General features: G+C 45.5%; 14 protein-coding genes. 4 read left to right on the top strand and 10 right to left on the bottom strand.

The window, feature by feature from the left end; translation table 11 throughout:
* Nucleotides 1-29: 29 nt before the first annotated feature.
* The 3 genes from WCW_RS06600 to WCW_RS06590 are packed head-to-tail and all read left to right on the top strand — an operon-like array spanning nucleotide 30 to nucleotide 5,424.
* Nucleotides 30-317 carry a hypothetical protein gene (locus WCW_RS06600; RefSeq protein ID WP_013182427.1) on the top strand — a complete coding sequence of 96 codons (288 nt, stop codon included), beginning with the start codon at nucleotides 30-32 and terminating at the stop codon, nucleotides 315-317.
* On the top strand, nucleotides 314-4,876 hold the full coding sequence (locus WCW_RS06595; RefSeq protein WP_013182426.1) for an RHS repeat domain-containing protein: 4,563 nt from the start codon (nucleotides 314-316) through the stop codon (nucleotides 4,874-4,876). The genes WCW_RS06600 and WCW_RS06595 overlap by 4 nt, the downstream gene beginning before the upstream one ends.
* Entirely contained in the window at nucleotides 4,873-5,424 is a 552-nt protein-coding gene (locus tag WCW_RS06590; RefSeq protein ID WP_013182425.1) for a hypothetical protein, read from the top strand. Before WCW_RS06595 ends, WCW_RS06590 begins: the two co-directional genes overlap by 4 nt.
* A 43-nt stretch (nucleotides 5,425-5,467) precedes the next feature.
* Here the strand turns inward: WCW_RS06590 and WCW_RS06585 are convergent, their stop codons facing one another.
* The 8 genes from WCW_RS06585 to WCW_RS06555 form a co-directional block, all read right to left on the bottom strand.
* Nucleotides 5,468-5,824: a hypothetical protein gene (locus tag WCW_RS06585; protein WP_013182424.1), complete on the bottom strand. Its 357-nt coding sequence runs from the start codon at nucleotides 5,822-5,824 to the stop codon at nucleotides 5,468-5,470.
* A 175-nt stretch (nucleotides 5,825-5,999) separates the two neighbouring features.
* Nucleotides 6,000-6,710 carry a hypothetical protein gene (locus WCW_RS09760; protein ID WP_013182423.1) on the bottom strand — a complete coding sequence of 237 codons (711 nt, stop codon included), beginning with the start codon at nucleotides 6,708-6,710 and terminating at the stop codon, nucleotides 6,000-6,002.
* A 59-nt stretch (nucleotides 6,711-6,769) separates the two neighbouring features.
* Nucleotides 6,770-8,347 (bottom strand): lysine--tRNA ligase, encoded by a 1,578-nt coding sequence (gene lysS, locus WCW_RS06575; RefSeq protein WP_013182422.1) that lies wholly within the window; start codon nucleotides 8,345-8,347, stop codon nucleotides 6,770-6,772.
* Nucleotides 8,348-8,351: 4 nt separating this feature from the next.
* Nucleotides 8,352-8,558: a hypothetical protein gene (locus tag WCW_RS10165; protein WP_013182421.1), complete on the bottom strand. Its 207-nt coding sequence runs from the start codon at nucleotides 8,556-8,558 to the stop codon at nucleotides 8,352-8,354.
* A 31-nt stretch (nucleotides 8,559-8,589) separates the two neighbouring features.
* Nucleotides 8,590-10,821, bottom strand: coding sequence for a primosomal protein N' (gene priA, locus WCW_RS06570; RefSeq protein ID WP_013182420.1), 2,232 nt, complete (start codon nucleotides 10,819-10,821; stop codon nucleotides 8,590-8,592).
* Nucleotides 10,785-11,477: a hypothetical protein gene (locus WCW_RS06565; RefSeq protein WP_013182419.1), complete on the bottom strand. Its 693-nt coding sequence runs from the start codon at nucleotides 11,475-11,477 to the stop codon at nucleotides 10,785-10,787. The genes priA and WCW_RS06565 overlap by 37 nt, the downstream gene beginning before the upstream one ends.
* Nucleotides 11,470-12,216, bottom strand: a complete 747-nt coding sequence (locus WCW_RS06560; RefSeq protein ID WP_013182418.1) for a hypothetical protein — start codon at nucleotides 12,214-12,216, stop codon at nucleotides 11,470-11,472. The genes WCW_RS06565 and WCW_RS06560 overlap by 8 nt, the downstream gene beginning before the upstream one ends.
* 42 nt (nucleotides 12,217-12,258) lie before the next feature.
* Nucleotides 12,259-12,846, bottom strand: coding sequence for a YkgJ family cysteine cluster protein (locus WCW_RS06555; RefSeq protein ID WP_013182416.1), 588 nt, complete (start codon nucleotides 12,844-12,846; stop codon nucleotides 12,259-12,261).
* A 95-nt stretch (nucleotides 12,847-12,941) separates the two neighbouring features.
* Here WCW_RS06555 and WCW_RS06550 point away from each other — a divergent pair, with 95 nt between their 5' ends.
* Nucleotides 12,942-13,124: a hypothetical protein gene (locus WCW_RS06550; protein WP_143876364.1), complete on the top strand. Its 183-nt coding sequence runs from the start codon at nucleotides 12,942-12,944 to the stop codon at nucleotides 13,122-13,124.
* Nucleotides 13,125-13,128: 4 nt separating this feature from the next.
* On the opposite strand, the gene mutS is transcribed toward WCW_RS06550, so the two are convergent.
* Complete coding sequence (gene mutS / locus WCW_RS06545; protein WP_013182415.1) at nucleotides 13,129-15,654, bottom strand: DNA mismatch repair protein MutS; 2,526 nt, start codon at nucleotides 15,652-15,654, stop codon at nucleotides 13,129-13,131.
* Between the two features lie 49 nt (nucleotides 15,655-15,703).
* Nucleotides 15,704-16,630 carry an HIT family protein gene (locus tag WCW_RS06540; protein ID WP_162268178.1) on the bottom strand — a complete coding sequence of 309 codons (927 nt, stop codon included), beginning with the start codon at nucleotides 16,628-16,630 and terminating at the stop codon, nucleotides 15,704-15,706.
* Nucleotides 16,631-16,634: the final 4 nt, after the last annotated feature.

Below are 16,634 nucleotides of genomic sequence, written 5' to 3'. Positions count from 1 at the left end.
CAGTCTTTAAACACCCTGAAAAAAATGGGTTGCACATTGTCGATTATGATTTTTTAAAACGGGGAGTTTCCAATACAGCGCCTCCCAAGCTTGCCGGCCGTGTCAATTTAGGAAAAAGCTGGATGATTATCTCAAACAACTGTCCCTTGATGAAACATGGTGCTGAGATACTTTTTTTCGGCCGTAAACAGGGTGATAGCAACTATTCTTTGACCAATGTCACTTTCGGAAATGGCTGCCACCACTATTATGCTTATAAGGCGATTCTTCGTTCAATGTCGATAGGATACAGTCTTACGACACCAAGAGGGCTTTGATCACAGAAGTTGTGATCGCCAAGAATTCCAAAGAAAGAAACATCAAGCTCGTTTGCGATGAAGGGAAAACAGTGGAGTATCATCGATCAGATTTTTTCCGCCTTGATCGCGTCGAGACGAATTTTTCTCCCCCTGTCAGTTATCAATATGATCATGAAGGCGACCCTTGGAGTCCTTTATTAATCTCCAAATCCTTTCCCGATCACCGCTATCTGAACATTTCATATCGAGGGGAAAAGAAAAAGCCTAAAAAAGTTTCGGCTTTAGAAGCTCCTATTGGCACAGATGAGCAGCCGAAGCGTTTGTACACATTCGTGTACGACGACCGAAAAACCTACGTTACCGATGCAAGGGGCAATCGCAGCACCTATCGCTGGAACGAGGAAGATCGATTGACCACGATTCGCCACTACTGTTCAGACAACACAACCCTTTACCGTTCAGAAGAGTTGCGTTGGGGCTGTCATAGACTTTGGGACCCCACCCATTTTCGGTCCCACTATATCGTCGACGCTCAAGGTTATGTCTGGGCCGGCAAACAGTTCTATAATGACAACAATCAAAAGTGTGTCACTAAAGAAGAGTTCTATGGGAATTTATCAGGCCAGGGGAAATTGTATCGAAGCAATGGACAGGGCGAAAAGTACATCAAAACCTATACGTATTATCCCAATAATCTCATCGAATCGGAGACGTTTCAGGGAGAAGGAGAAGACTTTAAGCAAAGAATTACCTACACCTACTATGGCGACAGCTCTCTGGTTAAAACGAAGATGGTCTCCGATCCCGGTGGAATCAAAGAGCGTTATTACTATGCTTATGATCCTTGCGGAGAGGTAGCATTTGAAATCGTTGATGACGGCTCCTCTTCTTCCATCAACGATCTTGCAGGCGTTACCAGGCGCACCTTTAAGCGGATCAAACTCTCTTCCAAAGGGGTTCCGATCGAGGAGGCATACTCCTATCTCGATCTTCAAACAGGCGCCGAAAAACAGCTCAGCCGTGTCGTTAACCACTACTCTTCCCGAAGACTCATCGTAAAAAAGGATTACTACGATACCGAGAATACCTATCTCTATTCCGAATCGTGGAAATACAACGATTACGAATTAATCACAGAGGAGATCGACCGCGCAGGAAGAGTGACAACATGCAGCTACGATGCAAACGGCAACTGCATCCGCAAAAGTTTTCCCCATTTTGAGTATCAAATCCTTTACACCTATGACTTTTCCAACCGCCTCATCAAAGAAGAAGAGCTGCATGATGACGGCAGGTCATTTGTCAAATCGTATGCTTACGATTTAAAAGGAAACAAAATCAAAGAGGTCGACCCCTGCGGACACGAGACCCTCTACACCTACGACCCTTACGACCGATTAATTGCCAAAACCCTTCCCCCTGTCGAAGACGGCTCCGGAAAGCTTTCTACAGGAGTTGAGCGCTACACCTACAACGTCTTAAACCACCTCTCTTCCAGAGAAGACCCCGAAGGGAAAATCACCCGTATCCTTACCACCGCTTATGGAAAGCCTTATCGGATCGAATATCCCGACAAAACAGTCGAGCATGTTCTTTACAACAAAGACGGCTCTCTTAAGATGACAACCGATGCGCAAGGGACCAAAACACAATTTGCCTACGATTACAAGTCCAGGAAAATCAAAGAGGAAAAAATCTCCCGGGAAGGGGAACTGCTGTCGATAAGAGAGTGGAAATACAGCGCCTTTGATCTCCTTGAAGAGATCGATCCCGAAGGGCATGCGACCACCTATACCTATAACGGAGCAGGGCAGCTCACAGCCAAAAGAAAAGGCGATGCCGAAACCCTGATCTTCTACGACACCCTTGGCCGAGAGAAAGAAAAGTGGGAGAAGTGCAGCGATCACACCTATCGCATCACCGTTTTGGAATACAACCTCTTAGATCAAGTGGTCGAAGAGAAGATCATCGATGAAAGCGGAAACCTCTTTTTATTGAAGCAGTATGCCTACGATGCCTGGGGAAACCGCACGCGTGAAATCATCGGCGGCCATTGCCCCTTGTCTACCGATTACAACTCCTCTTCTCAGCCAGTAAGAACAGTGACCGCGGAGGGCTTTGAAACACTTTTTCACTACGACAACAATTATCTCAACACCTTTGGGCAGACAGTTGCCGCAGTCACCGAGATCGACCCCAGGGGAAATGTCACATTCACAGTCTTCGATGCACGAGGCAGGCCCGCCGTTCAGGAGAGAAAGAATACCTATGCGGAAACCGTGCAGAAAACCGAGTATCTCTACAATCAGATAGGCAAGCCCCTCCTGCAAAAAGAAAGCGTGATTGTCTCAGGGGAGATTTTGCGCATTCACACCACAGCATTTGAATACGATTCAAGAGACAGAGAAATGACAGTCATCGAAGCAAAAGGGGAGCCCGAGCAAAAAATTACCCGCCGTACTTACACAGCCTTTGGAGAAGTGGAAGAGATCATCAAACCAAGCCAAGTGATCGTGAATCACGCTTATGACCCCTTGGGGCGCCTGTCATCGCTTAAGACAAGCGACGGCGCCATCTCTTATGCTTACACCTATGACAGGAACAACAATATCCTTGAGGTGGAAGACCTCATCTCGCAGTCCCGAACAACGCGCATCTACGACATATTCGGCAATATCGTCTCGGAAACGCTCGCTCATGGAAGCACATTGGAATATGCCTACGATCCATTAAGCCGGCTCACAGAAGTGACTTTGCCGGACAGCTCTTTGATCAGCTACTCCTATGATGCCGGGTATCTAAGAGAGATTCGCCGTGGAAGATATGCGCACAAGGATAATTACGGCAGCCACGGCAAGCGCTTATCCTCTCAAATGGTGCAACGTTTAGGAGAGATCCATTATGCCTATGATCAGTCGCTGCGCCCCAGCCTCATCGAATCACAATATCTCAAAATGGAAATGGCCTATGACGCAATCGGCAATGTCGAAACAGTCGATTATACCGATGATTTAGGAAGCGAAAGCTACAGCTATCAATACGATGCCATGAATCAGCTCATTTCCGACAACAGCCATCAGTACACCTTCGATTCCCTGGGCAACCGCGTCGCTTGCGATGGAGTGGACAATACACATAACGCACTCAATCAGCTTCTTAAACAGGGGAAAAACACCTATCGCTATGATGCCGATGGCAACCTGATTGCGAAAAACGAAGAATCGTATGTCTATGATGCTTTTGGGAGATTGACAGAAGCATTAAAAGAGAATCTACGCACAACCTACACCTATGATCCTTTTCACCGCAGATTGTCAAAAACCCGCTTTACCCTTCAGGAAGAGCAGTGGGTAGAGATCTCTTCTGAGAAATATCTCTATCAGGGGGATAAGGAGATCGGCGTCATTGGCGAGCATGGAGAACTCGAGAGCTTGCGCGTCATGGGAGTCGGAGTTAAGGGGGATGTCGGCGCAGCTGTCCTGATGGAGTTTTTAGGAAGAGCGTATCTGCCTTTGCACGATTATCGCGGCAACGTTTCCATGCTTGTCGATGCAGTCACTGCAGAAGTGGTTGAAAGCTACCGTTTTGATGCCTTTGGCGTGGAGACCGTATCGAGCCAGTCTAAAGTTCCGCTCAATCCTTGGCGGTTTAGCAGCAAGCGTGTGGATGCTGAGACAGGCTGGGTCTATTTTGGAGCGCGCTACTACGATGCAGAGATGGGGCGTTGGACAACGCCTGATCCCATGTGGTTTGTCAATGGAACGAACCTCTACTGCTATGTGCGCAACAATCCGACCATGTACATCGACTCGGAGGGGTTATTTTTTAATGAGATCGTCAAATTCTTGAAGGATACATTTAGAGCAATCTTTAAAGCTCTAGTTGAGAATGTCGATGTTTCTGCGGATGAGCGGGGAAATATTCAGGTTAATTTTAACACGCACCCCTCGCTTGACCACCAATCAAAATCAACATCTGCCAAAAATGATGTGTATGGCTCTGTGCATGTGATGACAGTGAATGGGATCTTCAATTCTTATGAGGAATCGGAAGATCTTTGCGGCCGGATGTCGGAGCTGGCAGGCGGCTGCACGTCCTCATTTGTCTATAATGCTTCCCATGGCGTGTTTGACCTAATTGAGAGTTTTCTCAATCTTTTGGGGATTGTGACCCGCCCGGCGCAGCTTTTGCACAAGGAATGGGATCATTTTTTTGCGAACTGCCCCGAGGATGGGATCATCATTATGGTTTGCCATAGCCAGGGGGCGATTTTGACACGGAATGCGCTTAGCACTTATGATGAAGAGCTAAGGAAGCGGATTCACGTCGTAGCCGTTGCTCCGGCTGCGTATATTGATAAAAAATTCTGCGGGTCGGTGATGCACTACGTGAGCAAGCGGGATTTTGTGCCGTGGATTGACGTTGCGGGGAGGATAAGAAACAGGGATACGACTGTGGAGCTGGATCCGCATCCCGATGCTCCCTTTTTCGACCATGCCGTGTCGAGTCCGACTTATCAAGACGATATAGATAAAAGAATTCAGTGGATACGTAAACACCATGGAGATTATAGATGATGGATAAAATAACTGTTGTGTTGTTAGTAGCGCTCGTGTTTCTCACTTCCTGCTCAGCTTATGGATGGAAGATGTCGGAAAGCAGTAGGATGGCGTACGAAATGGTGGATGAGCTGACCGATCCTTACGAGGAGCTGTATGGGCTGCGGCTTAGTGGGATTTCGGAAGCAGCACCCGATGGTAAGTATGATAACTTAGGAATGGACTTTCATACTTACAGGAGACTTTCCAAAGATGAGGGACGGAGGCTGATCTTAAAAATTATGGATGAATTTTTAGATAAAATTAACAACACGCAAGCGTTTCGAAAACATCTAACTGTCCATCCCTTTGACAGCAACCACATTGTGATCAACATTTTTGTAAAGGAGAAGGAAAAAGGGGAAAAGATCTTTTTTCCGAATTATAAGTGTTTTTCTATTTATAATGAAAAAATTTACTATGATTTTTATCTGAAAGAAATTGGATATGATTGGAGGGATGAACAAGAAGAGATGGAAACCATAGAAGAGGCGAGACGCATTGTTGAGAGCCAAAATCAGAGCTGAGCCTAGTGCTTTGTGTCGAATTATCGTTTTTTCAAGTGCAAACTTATCGAGAAAGATCTTTTTTACTGACTAATACGTATTTTTTTGATTTTACTGTTTCAAGTATTTCTTCCGGATTTATCAGTTCGTATAGCTTTCTAAAATCTTTCTCTTTGGATGGGTTATTACGCAAAAACTCTATGAATCGATACATGAAACTCCTGTCAACGACACGTTTATGAAAAATAAAGAGCATATCGTAAGAGACGTTGTTCTTAACGATAGTATCATTTGAGTCTAAGGTAAGTTTTGCTCTAAGTTGCAGCTTTTTGAGTGTTGCTTCATCAAGTCCATCAATAATATAAACTTCGCTGATTCCAAATTGTTCGTGAGCCTCTTGGTAACTATCTTGAATGAACATTTTCCCCCCAAATCTTTAAAAGATTCCTTGCGCTAGCTCTAAAATAATAGAAGCTATTTGCCTTTTTGAACAAGGATTATACCGAACAAGCTTTCAGTTTTTGATGCCATCATTCAGAGCTGCAGGCTAGTGCTTTGTGTAAAAAGTTTTTTAAATAAATTTTTTACAAAAAGCACTAGGGCTCAATCGCAGGTTCAAGTGTCTTCCAAACCCACTCTTCTAATGTTAAATTTTTATTCAATGCATAGGTTCGCATGCTGTCTCTTAGCTCATGTTGGCCAAATAGATGTAAAGAATCAGCCATTTTACCCAAGCGAACATCCCAATTTTGCCATTTTTGATCTTTTGAAGGATGATCAACGGGCTTTTTCAAATGGATATCCCACCCCCAAGCTTTAGCGCCTAGTTCGACTCCACGCAAGTAGTTCTGCATAAATTCTTGATCTGCCTTTAATTCTGCGATCTCTTTCGAATTGACGGCATAGGTAGTTCCTTGACCTTGGCTAGATCGACTGATTGGATACATCCACCAGTCATAGTGGGCTTGGTGAATTTTATTCCATTGTCCTTCCGCTGCCCATTTTTCAAATTGCTTGAGTTGCCAATATTGCTTATTTTTTACTTTTTGAGCCTTAGGAGAAAGTTTTTGAGAGGGTTCCTTTGAGGATTTAAGAATTTTTTCTGCAGATTTAGATGTAGCTGTCGACGAATAAACCACTTTTACATGGCGATCTTTCCATTGAAAATAGGCAAAAGGGATTAAGAACAATAATCCGGAAAAAATCGTCAGCGCGATATCGACAATTGTCGCCGAGATTTGTTTTTTCAAAGAATGGTTGCTCGACCATGGATGAAAGATAAATTGATAAAAATCATCTAATTTCATGCCATGATTATAGCATGATCATTTTTAATTCTATGTTAAGAAGGGGGTTATACCGATCATTATTGTGGTTTCATCCAGGGAAAGAAGAGAACATCTCTAATGGAGGTAGAATGGGTCAATAGCATGACCAAGCGATCGATACCAATCCCAATTCCTCCTGTTGGAGGCATTCCTTGGCAAATTGCTTCGACAAATTCATGATCGAAAGGGTTTGCCTCTTCGTCTCCGGTTGCTTTGCGTGCAGCCTGCTCCGCAAGTAGTTGATACTGAATCACAGGATCATTGAGTTCTGTATAGGCATTGCTGAACTCGCCTCCCATGATAAAGCTTTCGAAGCGCTCGACAATCCCCTTCTCTCTTTCCGCTGGATCTCGATGTGGTTTGCAAAGAGGGGTGGTTTCAATAGGGAAGTCAGTGATATGGTGAGGCTGAATCAGATGAGGTTCGACCTTATGTTCGAAAAGAGCGTTGATCATGAGGCCGCGTGGGAAGGTCTTAATTTTTTTTGCTTCCAGGTGGCTGCACTCCAGAACAAGTTTGTAAAGCTCTTCATCGGACAGCGCATCGACATCGATATTTGCGTAAGTGTTGATGCTCTCTTTCATTGTCATCCGTTTCCACGGCGCCTTGACGTCAATTTCAGCTTCCTTTCCGGATTCCGGATCAGTAACTTTCAAGAGAGTCGTTCCGTGGAGCTCAAGAGCTAGCTTTTCCACTAGATTCTCCATTGTCCGCATCATGTCATTGTAATCCCAGTGTGCAGCGTATGCTTCGAGTAGGGTAAATTCCGGATTATGGGTGCGGTCGATTCCTTCATTTCTGAATACGCGACCGATCTCAAAGACTTTGTCCATCCCACCAACGATTAGCTTTTTTAGAGGGATTTCCAAGCTGATCCGCATATACATTTCCTGATCAAGCGCGTTGAGTTTTGTCACGAATGGACGTGCTTCCGCCCCACCGTAAATGCTCTGCAAAACAGGTGTTTCCACTTCAATAAAGTCTTGATTTTCAAAAAAACGCCGAATCATGCTCAAAATTTTGCTTCTCTTCCTAAACGTCGAGCGAACTTCTTCATGCGTAATCAGGTCAAGCCAGCGTTTGCGGTAGCGAGTTTCTTTGTCAGCTAAGCCGGAATGCTTGTCGGCAAGCGGAAGCAAGGTTTTGCAAAGAAGGGTCACTTTTTTGGCATAAATGGTCAATTCTCCCTTCTGAGTAAAGAAAAGATTGCCTTCTATGCCGATGATGTCTCCAAGATCAAATTTTTTTTCGATTAATTTGATCGGTTTCGAATCGTTTGGATTTTCGGAGTGGTATCCCTCTAGCGCAGTCTGGTCGCGGTTGAACATCACTTGGATCCGACCCGTGTGATCCTGAATCTGGGCGAACGCGTTTTTTCCCATAGCGCGAAACAGCACCAGTCTTCCAGATACTGTCACCGAAGGCGTTTCTCCTGCCGCAGCGTCTTCACTGTGGCCGATCTGTTGCCCATCGTATTCCTGATGCATTTTTGACGCGTGATGAGATGGTGTGAATTTAGCAGGATAGGGAGTGATCCCCAACTTTTTAATTTCATTTAACTTGCGTAGGCGGTTTTGGTATTCTTCCAGTTTTTCAAAATCGGGCTTAATTGTCATAAATTTATTTGGATGTGGAATGTTCTACAGGTTGAAAGCTGTCATAACTGCGGACGAAGTCAAGCCGCGCATAGCAATAGATTGTCATTAGAACGACAGGAACAGCCCAAATGATCAAGGCGATCAAAGCGTTTTTGGTTAAGGGAGTTGCTTCCTTGAATTTTTTCATCCATTGCAGCATGGCAAGCTCGCTTCTTTTGCTCTTTATCATATCCTAAGAGCTTGGTTCAAAGCAATGTTTTTTAGAAGAAGGTAGATAAAGGATTAATATTGATCAAAACGCGATAATTTGAAGGGGTGTGAAAGTTGAGCTGGCTGATCGCTTTTGCCACGGGCTGGGTGCTGCTGCCCCTGACGAGAAATTGAAAACGCCAGCGGTCCTTGACTTTTGCATGGCCGGATGCATTGACCGGATGGAGGTGAAAAGTTGAAGGGAGCAGGCGCAATAGCTGGGTGCGCATTGCCTCGGCGAGACTTCGCGTTTTGTTTTCCTCCGGACCTGAAAAAGCGATTTTGACCAGTTGGCTAAAAGGGGGGAATCCAAACATTTTTCTGACAGCAATTTCCTCTTCATAAAAAGAGAAATAATCTTGTTCTGCAGCATGTAAAATGGTGCTGTTTTCAGGCATGCAAGTCTGCAGGATCACTTCGCCGGGAAGGGCGCCTCTTCCAGCCCTGCCTGCAACTTGGGTAATCAGCTGAAAAACAGTTTCAGACGCTCTGAAATCGGGAATATTCAAACTGCCGTCGCAATTGATCACTCCGACAAGCGTAACTTCGGGGAAATGGAGCCCTTTTGCAACCATTTGAGTGCCGATCAGCACATCTGCTTTCCCTGTTTTGAAATCTTTAAGCAGTTGTTGATGGCTCCCTTTGTGTTTTGTTGTGTCTGCATCGATCCGTACCGTGCGCACTTCAGGCAGGATTGCTTTAAGAGAGCGCTCGAGAAGTTCGGTGCCTACCCCTTTAAATTTCATCAGATCGGGATCCTTACAGACAGGACACTCTTTAGGCGGAGGGGAAATGGTGCATCCGCATAAGTGGCAGCAAAGGGAGTTGTTTTTGTAGTGATAGGTGAGGGTTTGATCGCAGTGGCTGCAGTGGATCCCCTTTCGGCACTTTTGGCAAAACAGAGTGGTATGGTACCCTCGGCGATTGAGGAATAAGATCGTCTGTTCGCCTGCCTGATACCGCTCTTTGATCCCCTTGATCAGCGGTTCGGAAAAGTTGGTGAATCCTTGCGCTTTTTCATACTCCTTTTTCATGTCAATGATGGTCACTTTCGGCTTCTGACTGGCAGCTGCTCTGCCGTGCAGCATGCTTAGGCGATATTTTCCATTAAGGGCATTCGTGTAGCTTTCAATAGATGGCGTGGCGCTTCCTAAAATCACAGAGGACTTTGTCAACTTCCCTCTCATCACGGCAATATCCCGCGCATGGTAGGCAGGCGCTTCATCTGTTTGCTTATAAGAGCTTTCATGCTCTTCATCGACGACAATCAGCCCGAGATTCTTTACAGGGCTGAAGATGGCTGAACGAGCTCCGATCACGATTTTAGATTCGCCTCTAACGATATCAAGCCAAGCATCGTAACGTTCGCCGTGGCTGAGACGATGGTGTAGGACGGCAATTTTTTCTTTAAAGCGGGAACGGAAGCGGTCGATGGTTTGTTGCGTAAGAGAAATCTCAGGAACAAGGACAATGGCTCCTTTTCCCTGATTGAGAGCGTGCTGGATCGCTTGCAGATAGACTTCTGTTTTTCCGCTGCCGGTGACGCCGTAAAGAAGGTGTGTTTGAAAATGCCCTTCGTCCAAGTCATCGATGATCTTTTCCAACGCTTCTTTTTGTTCGCTGTTCAATGATTTCGGTTGAGTTAGAAAATACTCTTCTCCAACAAGAGGAGAGCGGTCCACGCGAACGATATCCAGGGCTAGCAGTCCTTTTTTTACTAAGGTATCGACGGGGCTGCGCGTCCCTCCGGTATTTTCCAGCAGCTCAGTCAGTAAAATTCCTTTTGTCACTTTCAGCATTTCATCGAGGACGGCGCATTGGGCAGAATAGCGATTTCGGTTTTCAATACAGAACTCTTGCAGTTCGCCGCGTGTTTTTCTTCGCATGATGTACAGCTGCTCTTTTGGCTTCACCTCTTTGCGGATGCTGGCCGGCAGCAGTGATTTCATCACTTTAGTCAGAGGGGCGCAGTAATAATCGGAAATCCAAAGCGCCAGCTGGAACAGATCCGGAGTGAGCAGCTCTTCTTCATTGACCACTTCTCGGATTTTTTGCAGTTTGGGAAAGGATTTTGTTTCTTTGAGCGTGTAAACGTAGCCCCCTTGAAGTTTTCCATTGAGCGGAACCTTGACACGGCAGCCCCGCTTCAGTTTTCCTTGCAAATGCCCAGGAATTTCATAGTCCAGAGGTTTTCCGACAGCCAGGTCTAAGATGATTGAAGCGTATTTTTCAGATCCTTCCATAGCCTAGATTTTTCTTTAGGGGTTTCCAAATAAAAGGAGATCGATTCCATTGCTATTGACGGAGCCTTAATGCCATTAAGGAGGTCTTTTGTCCCCAGAATCAGGCGTGGAGCGGGTTCTTCGTCCATCTTTGAAATAGGGAGTACCGCGGCGGGGTAAAAATAGAGATCGATTGCTTGAGCGATATTTTCCAGGAAAAGCCTCTCTTCTGGAGCGCGAGAGGAGTCGAGAATCCAGACTTCGGGCGGGATGGCGGGGTGCTTCCATTTTTGCGCCGTTTCTTTAGCCCGTGCATCATCCGGCTGACTATCCAGAATTTTTTGCGCGGGGAAATGTGTTTTTACGATCTTGATCAAATCGGAAAAATCGACTTCATTTACAGGCTTAGGGGTGATCCGTTGTTCAACCTCCTTCGGCAGCTCAAGTGCAGGGGGCTCTGTTTTTTTGATGATCGGCTGCTTGCGTACAGGTTCGGCTATCCGTGGAAGGGGTTTGGACTTTTCGGGGAGCTGCTTAGGGGCGGCTTTTTTGCTGCGTTGTGCAAATTCCCTGTAATTGGCAAGGGTATCGGGATCTGTGTATATCCACGATTTTTCTCCGTAGTGTTGCGAGATGTGGAGTTTTGTCAGGGCAATTAAGTGATTGAATTCAGACATTCGAAAATAACCGGGAAAATTTATTTGCCAAATCTAAAGTATGATGAGAAAAATGTCGCTTATTATAGCGCACTTTTAAAAAATGTTCAGCTTCTTCTTTGCCGCTTGGGAACAACTGTTTAAACAATTTGGGAAGGAACTTTGGCCCCCAAAGGAGTGCCAAGGCATCCTGGTAGTTAATCAAGTAATAGAGGACTGTTTCATCATCGCGGAATTGTGGAAGAATATTGGAAATGACCTGAGCAAGCTTTTGAATGCGGACGCAAAGTTTATCCGAGTAGTTGATGAGAAACTTAAGGTTTGCCGGTTCCTTAAGAGGAAGGGATAGCTGCTCGCGAGTTAAGTCCAGGCATTCCAAACAGTTCACCCAAGCTCTTTCCGCATGTCTGTCGAGTTGGATTGCGTCCGAGTCTTGAGAGTCAAGATTATTTCCGAAAAAGGTAGAGTATTGGCGCAGTTTTGCAATGATCCCTTCGTTGAGATTCCAGGAAAAGATGCGCATGGACTGACTGGTTTTTCCCGCTAGCTGTGTGATCAGTTCATAGGCGTTTTGCAATTGCTCTTTTCCCTTTTTCGTATATTTCAGGTGAGGGGTTAAGGTGATAGAATGGATCAGTTTTTGATAGTCTGCAGTGATTGCAAAAGCTTGAAGAAGTTCATGCAAAAGAAACTGAATCAGCAGGCTGTTATTTGCCCGATGATGGGGAGCGTTATGGAAATCCTGTCTTTGATTTGCCATTGCAGCTGTCCTCAATACTAGACAGTATCCTTTATACCGAAACTACTTGATAATGTTCAACTTGTTCTTTGTTGAATTGGTCTCTTCCGGGTAAGGATCGAAATTTTTGTCCCTGGGAACGGCGTGATAGCCGCATCCTTTGAGGATTCGGGGAACTCCGAAATACTCGATAAACGGCCATTGCCGGCAAACTGTCGGCCGCAGCCGGTAGTGCCCGCAAGTTCCATTTTTCCGCAGATAGCGGCAGCCCATTACCATCACTTTTTCTCCTTCGACTTCCACCGGCTGCGGATGGCGAGGATAGAATCCGTTAATTTGCGTATTCCAAAAATAGTAGATTTTTGTCAAAAAACTATCAGGTGCAGGAATGATGATATAAAAGCAGCAATTTCCTCTTTGATAGCATTTTCCCTCCTGCTTATAGGGAGTTTTGAAAAAATAGCCCGCAATTTTTTGCATGAACAGGTCGAGCAGAACAAAGGGAAGGAACAGGACGCGGATCGGCCAGCGTATCCAAGCTGGTACCCATTGTTTGGGAATGCCCCCTTTTGGGAGCGGAGGCTGCTCTGGTTTTTCGGCCAGTGCGACAATATCTGCAGGCTTGTTCCATAAAGGATGTTTTTTTTCCATTGATCATTCCCTATCTTTCCACTATCCAAATAATGCGTTTTATTGTCGATTTTAAAAAAAATAATTATGTTATTATTGGTGAGGAGGAAATAGAAATGGCTTTAGATTCTGGATTTTCGGCATCTTCAGGGGGAGGGGCTGCGAGCGTCCGGGAAATTTTTCTAAAATATGTCCATAATCCTGCTTTAGCGCAAGCGCAGGGACCAGGAGACAGCGCTTTCGATGTTGTGGCACCTGCCGTGGGAGCTTGGTCCCGCATGGAGGGATTGGTTGACTAAATAATCATGATGCACCAAAAAATGTTAACTGATATTCGTTGGCATTCGGACGAGCTTTTGCCTTTCGCTTTGGCTTGGAGGGTTCAAAGGTGCTTTTGCGGTTTGCATTCTCTTCTAAATGGATAAGAATCTCTTTTGCCCTCTCGATCACAGGCAAAGGAAGGCCGGCAAGGCGGGCAACGTGGATGCCGTAGCTTTTGTCAGTTCCCCCTTTGACAATTTTTCTTAAGAAAATAATAGAGTCTTCGCTTTCATGTACGGCAACGTTGTAATTGACTGCTCCAGGAATTTTTTCCTCAAGTTTAGTGAGCTCGCAATAATGGGTAGCAAAGAGTGTGCGAGCTGTAGATCCTTCTTCTGTAAGGAGGAATTCGGCGACAGACCAAGCAATGGAAATGCCGTCGTAGGTGCTCGTTCCTCTTCCGATCTCATCCAAGATGACCAAAGAACGGTCGGTTGCATTGTTGAGAATATTTGCCGTTTCGGTCATTTCGACCATGAATGTCGATTGTCCGCGCGATAAATCGTCGCTGGCGCCGATCCTTGTAAACACCTTGTCGACAAGGCCGATATGTGCTGTTTTTGCAGGAACAAAGGAGCCGATTTGCGCCATGATGGTAATCAAGGCAACTTGTCGGATATAGGTGGATTTGCCTGCCATGTTGGGACCGGTAATCAGAAGCAGCCGATTGTTTTCATCATCTAACAGTGTATCGTTTGGAACAAATTTTTCGTTCATGTTGACAGCTTCGATGACAGGGTGTCTCCCTTCTGTAATTTCCAACCTTTGCGATTGGTCGATCTCCGGGCGTTGATAGCCATGCAGCCGTGCAGCTTCCGCTAGCGCCTGCAGACAGTCGATGATGGCCAGGCTTTGCGCTGTTTTGATCACAATGTCTGCGTATCTTGTCACTTCTGTCCTGAGCTGTTGGAATAACTCTTGTTCGATGGAAGAGATCTTCTCTTCGGCCGTCAACACCTTCTGTTCGTACTCTTTGAGATCTTTTGTGATGAAGCGCTCTGCATTGACTAGTGTTTGCCGTCTTTCAAAGCTTTCAGGAACCTTTCCTGCTTGTCCTTTGCTGACTTCTATATAGTAGCCAAACATGCGGTTGAAGCCCACTTTGAGATTTTTGATATCCAGTTCTTCCCTTAGTTTATTCTGATAATTGTTCAGCCACGACTTGCTGTTTGCGCTGATCTCCCTGATTTCGTCTAGCTCCTGATGAAAACCTTTGCGAAAAATATTGCCGTCTGAAAGCTTTTGCGGAGGCTCGTCAACTAAGGCGTTTGCAATAAGAGAGATAAGCTCGGGCAGAGGGTTAAGTTGTTTTTCGTGCGTTTGAATGAGCGAGGAAGCAGCAGCAGGTTCGCGAAGAAGAGACTTGATTTTCCCTAAAGGTTCAATTGAATGGCGCAAGGCGGCAATATCTTTTGGAGAGGCGTAGTTAGCGCTGACTTTCATCATCAGGCGTTCGATATCTCTAACATCTTCCAGAGATGCCTTTAGTTGATCGTGTGTCCAGTCCCGTTCGATGAATGACTGAACGGCATCTTGTCTAGCTTGAATCGTTTTCATGCAAAGAAGCGGACGTTTCAACCACTGTAGGATTAGCCTTCCTCCCATAGGAGTGCAGGTTTGATCCAGAATGCTTAGAAGCGTGTGCTTGCGTGTGCCGTCTTGCAGCGATCGGGTAAGTTCTAAATTTGTTTGCGTCATGCGGTCTAGGGTCATGTACTCATTTGTCGAATAGGTGCTGATTGTGTTGATATGGTCAATAGATAAGTTGAGCGTATCTCTCAGGTAGTGAAGAAGAGCTCCTGACGCGTTGATGCCGGCAGCCATTCCTTTGAGTCCGAAGCCGTCAAGTGTGTGCACTTTTAAATGGGAAATGAGAAACTCTGTCGTGATTTGGTGTTCAAACCGCCAGTCATCTTCAGTATTAATCAGAAGATTTAGGGAATGCTGTAAATCGGCGATTAGAAGAGCGTGTTTATCGGAGAATTTTTTGGAGGTCAGAAGTTCTGAGGGTTGCAGGCGGTAAAGTTCGCCCTGCAATTCTTGTTCCGACTCGAATTCGACGACTCGGAAATCGGCAGTGGTTAAATCGAGAAACGCAAGTCCCAGAACAGACCCCACTTGGGTTACAGATGCGAAATAGTTGTTAGCGTTTTCGGAGAGCAGTGAGGAGTTGACCAATGTTCCTGGCGTGACAATGCGGGTGACGTCGCGTTCGACAAGCCCTTTAGAGGTTTTAGGATCGCTCGTTTGCTCGGCGACAGCAATGCGAAACCCTTTGGCCACTAGGCGGTCGATATAGGTATCGCAGGTATGGTGGGGAACTCCGGCCATAGGGATCTCTTGCCTAGTTGTCAACGTGAGCTCCAACTCTTTTGCAAGGACAATGGCGTCATCGTAGAAAGCTTCATAAAAATCGCCCATGCGGAAAAAAAGAAGAGCAGTTCCTGCTTTTTTCTTGCAGGCGTGCCATTGCGCCATCATCGGAGTTATTTTTGCTTCGCTTGTCATCATTTACCTCGTTTTTCAGGAAGACATTTTAACAGATTTCGAAACAACTTCAACCCTTGGTTGTGTTAAGAAGATCCTTGTAGTGCTTGACTTGGCGAGTGAGTTCATCGTCTGATAAAGGTGGAGAGCCGAATGTCATTCTCCAAAGAAATTGTATCTTGCTCCAGAGATTTGTTTGGGAAGTATTGTTTGCGATCACATGCAGATGCCAATGCGGAACGCTTTGACCTGCGTCACGTTGATTTTTATGCAGCAAATAGAGATCGCTTATCGGCTGCTGTTCCTTGAGTTTGCAGATCACAAATTGGGAAAGTTGTGCAGCTTCTGTGTACTCGTCTTCAGTCAGTTGGCGAAAGTCGCTTCTGTGTGTTTTTGGCACGATGAGAAAATGGCTGTCGCCTATAGGCCGGTAATCGTATAGAATACGGACGTAGGCTCCCTCCTTCACGAGTTGCTTTTTTATAATTTCTTCATTGCAAAAAGGGTCGTTGCCTTTTATTTGTTCCGATGTTTCTGGAGCAGCAGATGTATTGGAAAATTTGGCAGTTTTTTTTTCGTCTAATGCTGTGCTTCTGAAAAAAATTGCCTTGCAGGCGACCTGAAGCTGCTGCAAATAACGGGAAAAGGGGTTGTTTTTTCTTTGGAAAGGGACGAAGTGCCAGTGGAATGGAGCTGTTGTTGAGTTGTGTTCTTCACCCAAAACAAGGAAAGGATCGTTGTTGAAGTGGCGGGAGGCAGCTTGCATGATTTTGTAGCTGGCTCTATGTTTGGCTTCTGTCCAGTCCAAGTATTCGGAATTTCCGGCTTGAATCACAAAAGATTGAGAGGTTAGCTGTTTCTTAGGAAATTTGGTTTCTACGCTTTCTTCTGAATAAAGTTTTCCTTGTGAAGAGAGAAAGGGGATGGCAACAGCAAACATAATAAAAATGGCAGATTTCGTTTTAGATGTTTTCCATGATCGGAGGGCATTATTCATACGG

This window comes from Waddlia chondrophila WSU 86-1044 (assembly GCF_000092785.1).
GTDB lineage: Bacteria > Chlamydiota > Chlamydiia > Chlamydiales > Waddliaceae > Waddlia > Waddlia chondrophila.
Note: the sequence above shows the minus strand (reverse complement) of the source record. Positions and strands in the feature narration are given on the sequence as shown.

Coding starts and splice junctions, on each gene's coding strand:
- WCW_RS06590 (WP_013182425.1), top strand. CDS start 4,873: ATGATGGATAAAATAACTGTTGTGTTGTTAGTAGCGCTCGTGTTTCTC.
- mutS (WP_013182415.1), bottom strand. CDS start 15,654: ATGACAAGCGAAGCAAAAATAACTCCGATGATGGCGCAATGGCACGCC.
- WCW_RS06565 (WP_013182419.1), bottom strand. CDS start 11,477: ATGTCTGAATTCAATCACTTAATTGCCCTGACAAAACTCCACATCTCG.
- WCW_RS10165 (WP_013182421.1), bottom strand. CDS start 8,558: ATGATAAAGAGCAAAAGAAGCGAGCTTGCCATGCTGCAATGGATGAAA.
- WCW_RS06550 (WP_143876364.1), top strand. CDS start 12,942: ATGGCTTTAGATTCTGGATTTTCGGCATCTTCAGGGGGAGGGGCTGCG.
- WCW_RS06540 (WP_162268178.1), bottom strand. CDS start 16,630: ATGAATAATGCCCTCCGATCATGGAAAACATCTAAAACGAAATCTGCC.
- lysS (WP_013182422.1), bottom strand. CDS start 8,347: ATGACAATTAAGCCCGATTTTGAAAAACTGGAAGAATACCAAAACCGC.
- WCW_RS06560 (WP_013182418.1), bottom strand. CDS start 12,216: ATGGCAAATCAAAGACAGGATTTCCATAACGCTCCCCATCATCGGGCA.
- WCW_RS09760 (WP_013182423.1), bottom strand. CDS start 6,710: ATGAAATTAGATGATTTTTATCAATTTATCTTTCATCCATGGTCGAGC.
- WCW_RS06585 (WP_013182424.1), bottom strand. CDS start 5,824: ATGTTCATTCAAGATAGTTACCAAGAGGCTCACGAACAATTTGGAATC.
- priA (WP_013182420.1), bottom strand. CDS start 10,821: ATGGAAGGATCTGAAAAATACGCTTCAATCATCTTAGACCTGGCTGTC.
- WCW_RS06555 (WP_013182416.1), bottom strand. CDS start 12,846: ATGGAAAAAAAACATCCTTTATGGAACAAGCCTGCAGATATTGTCGCA.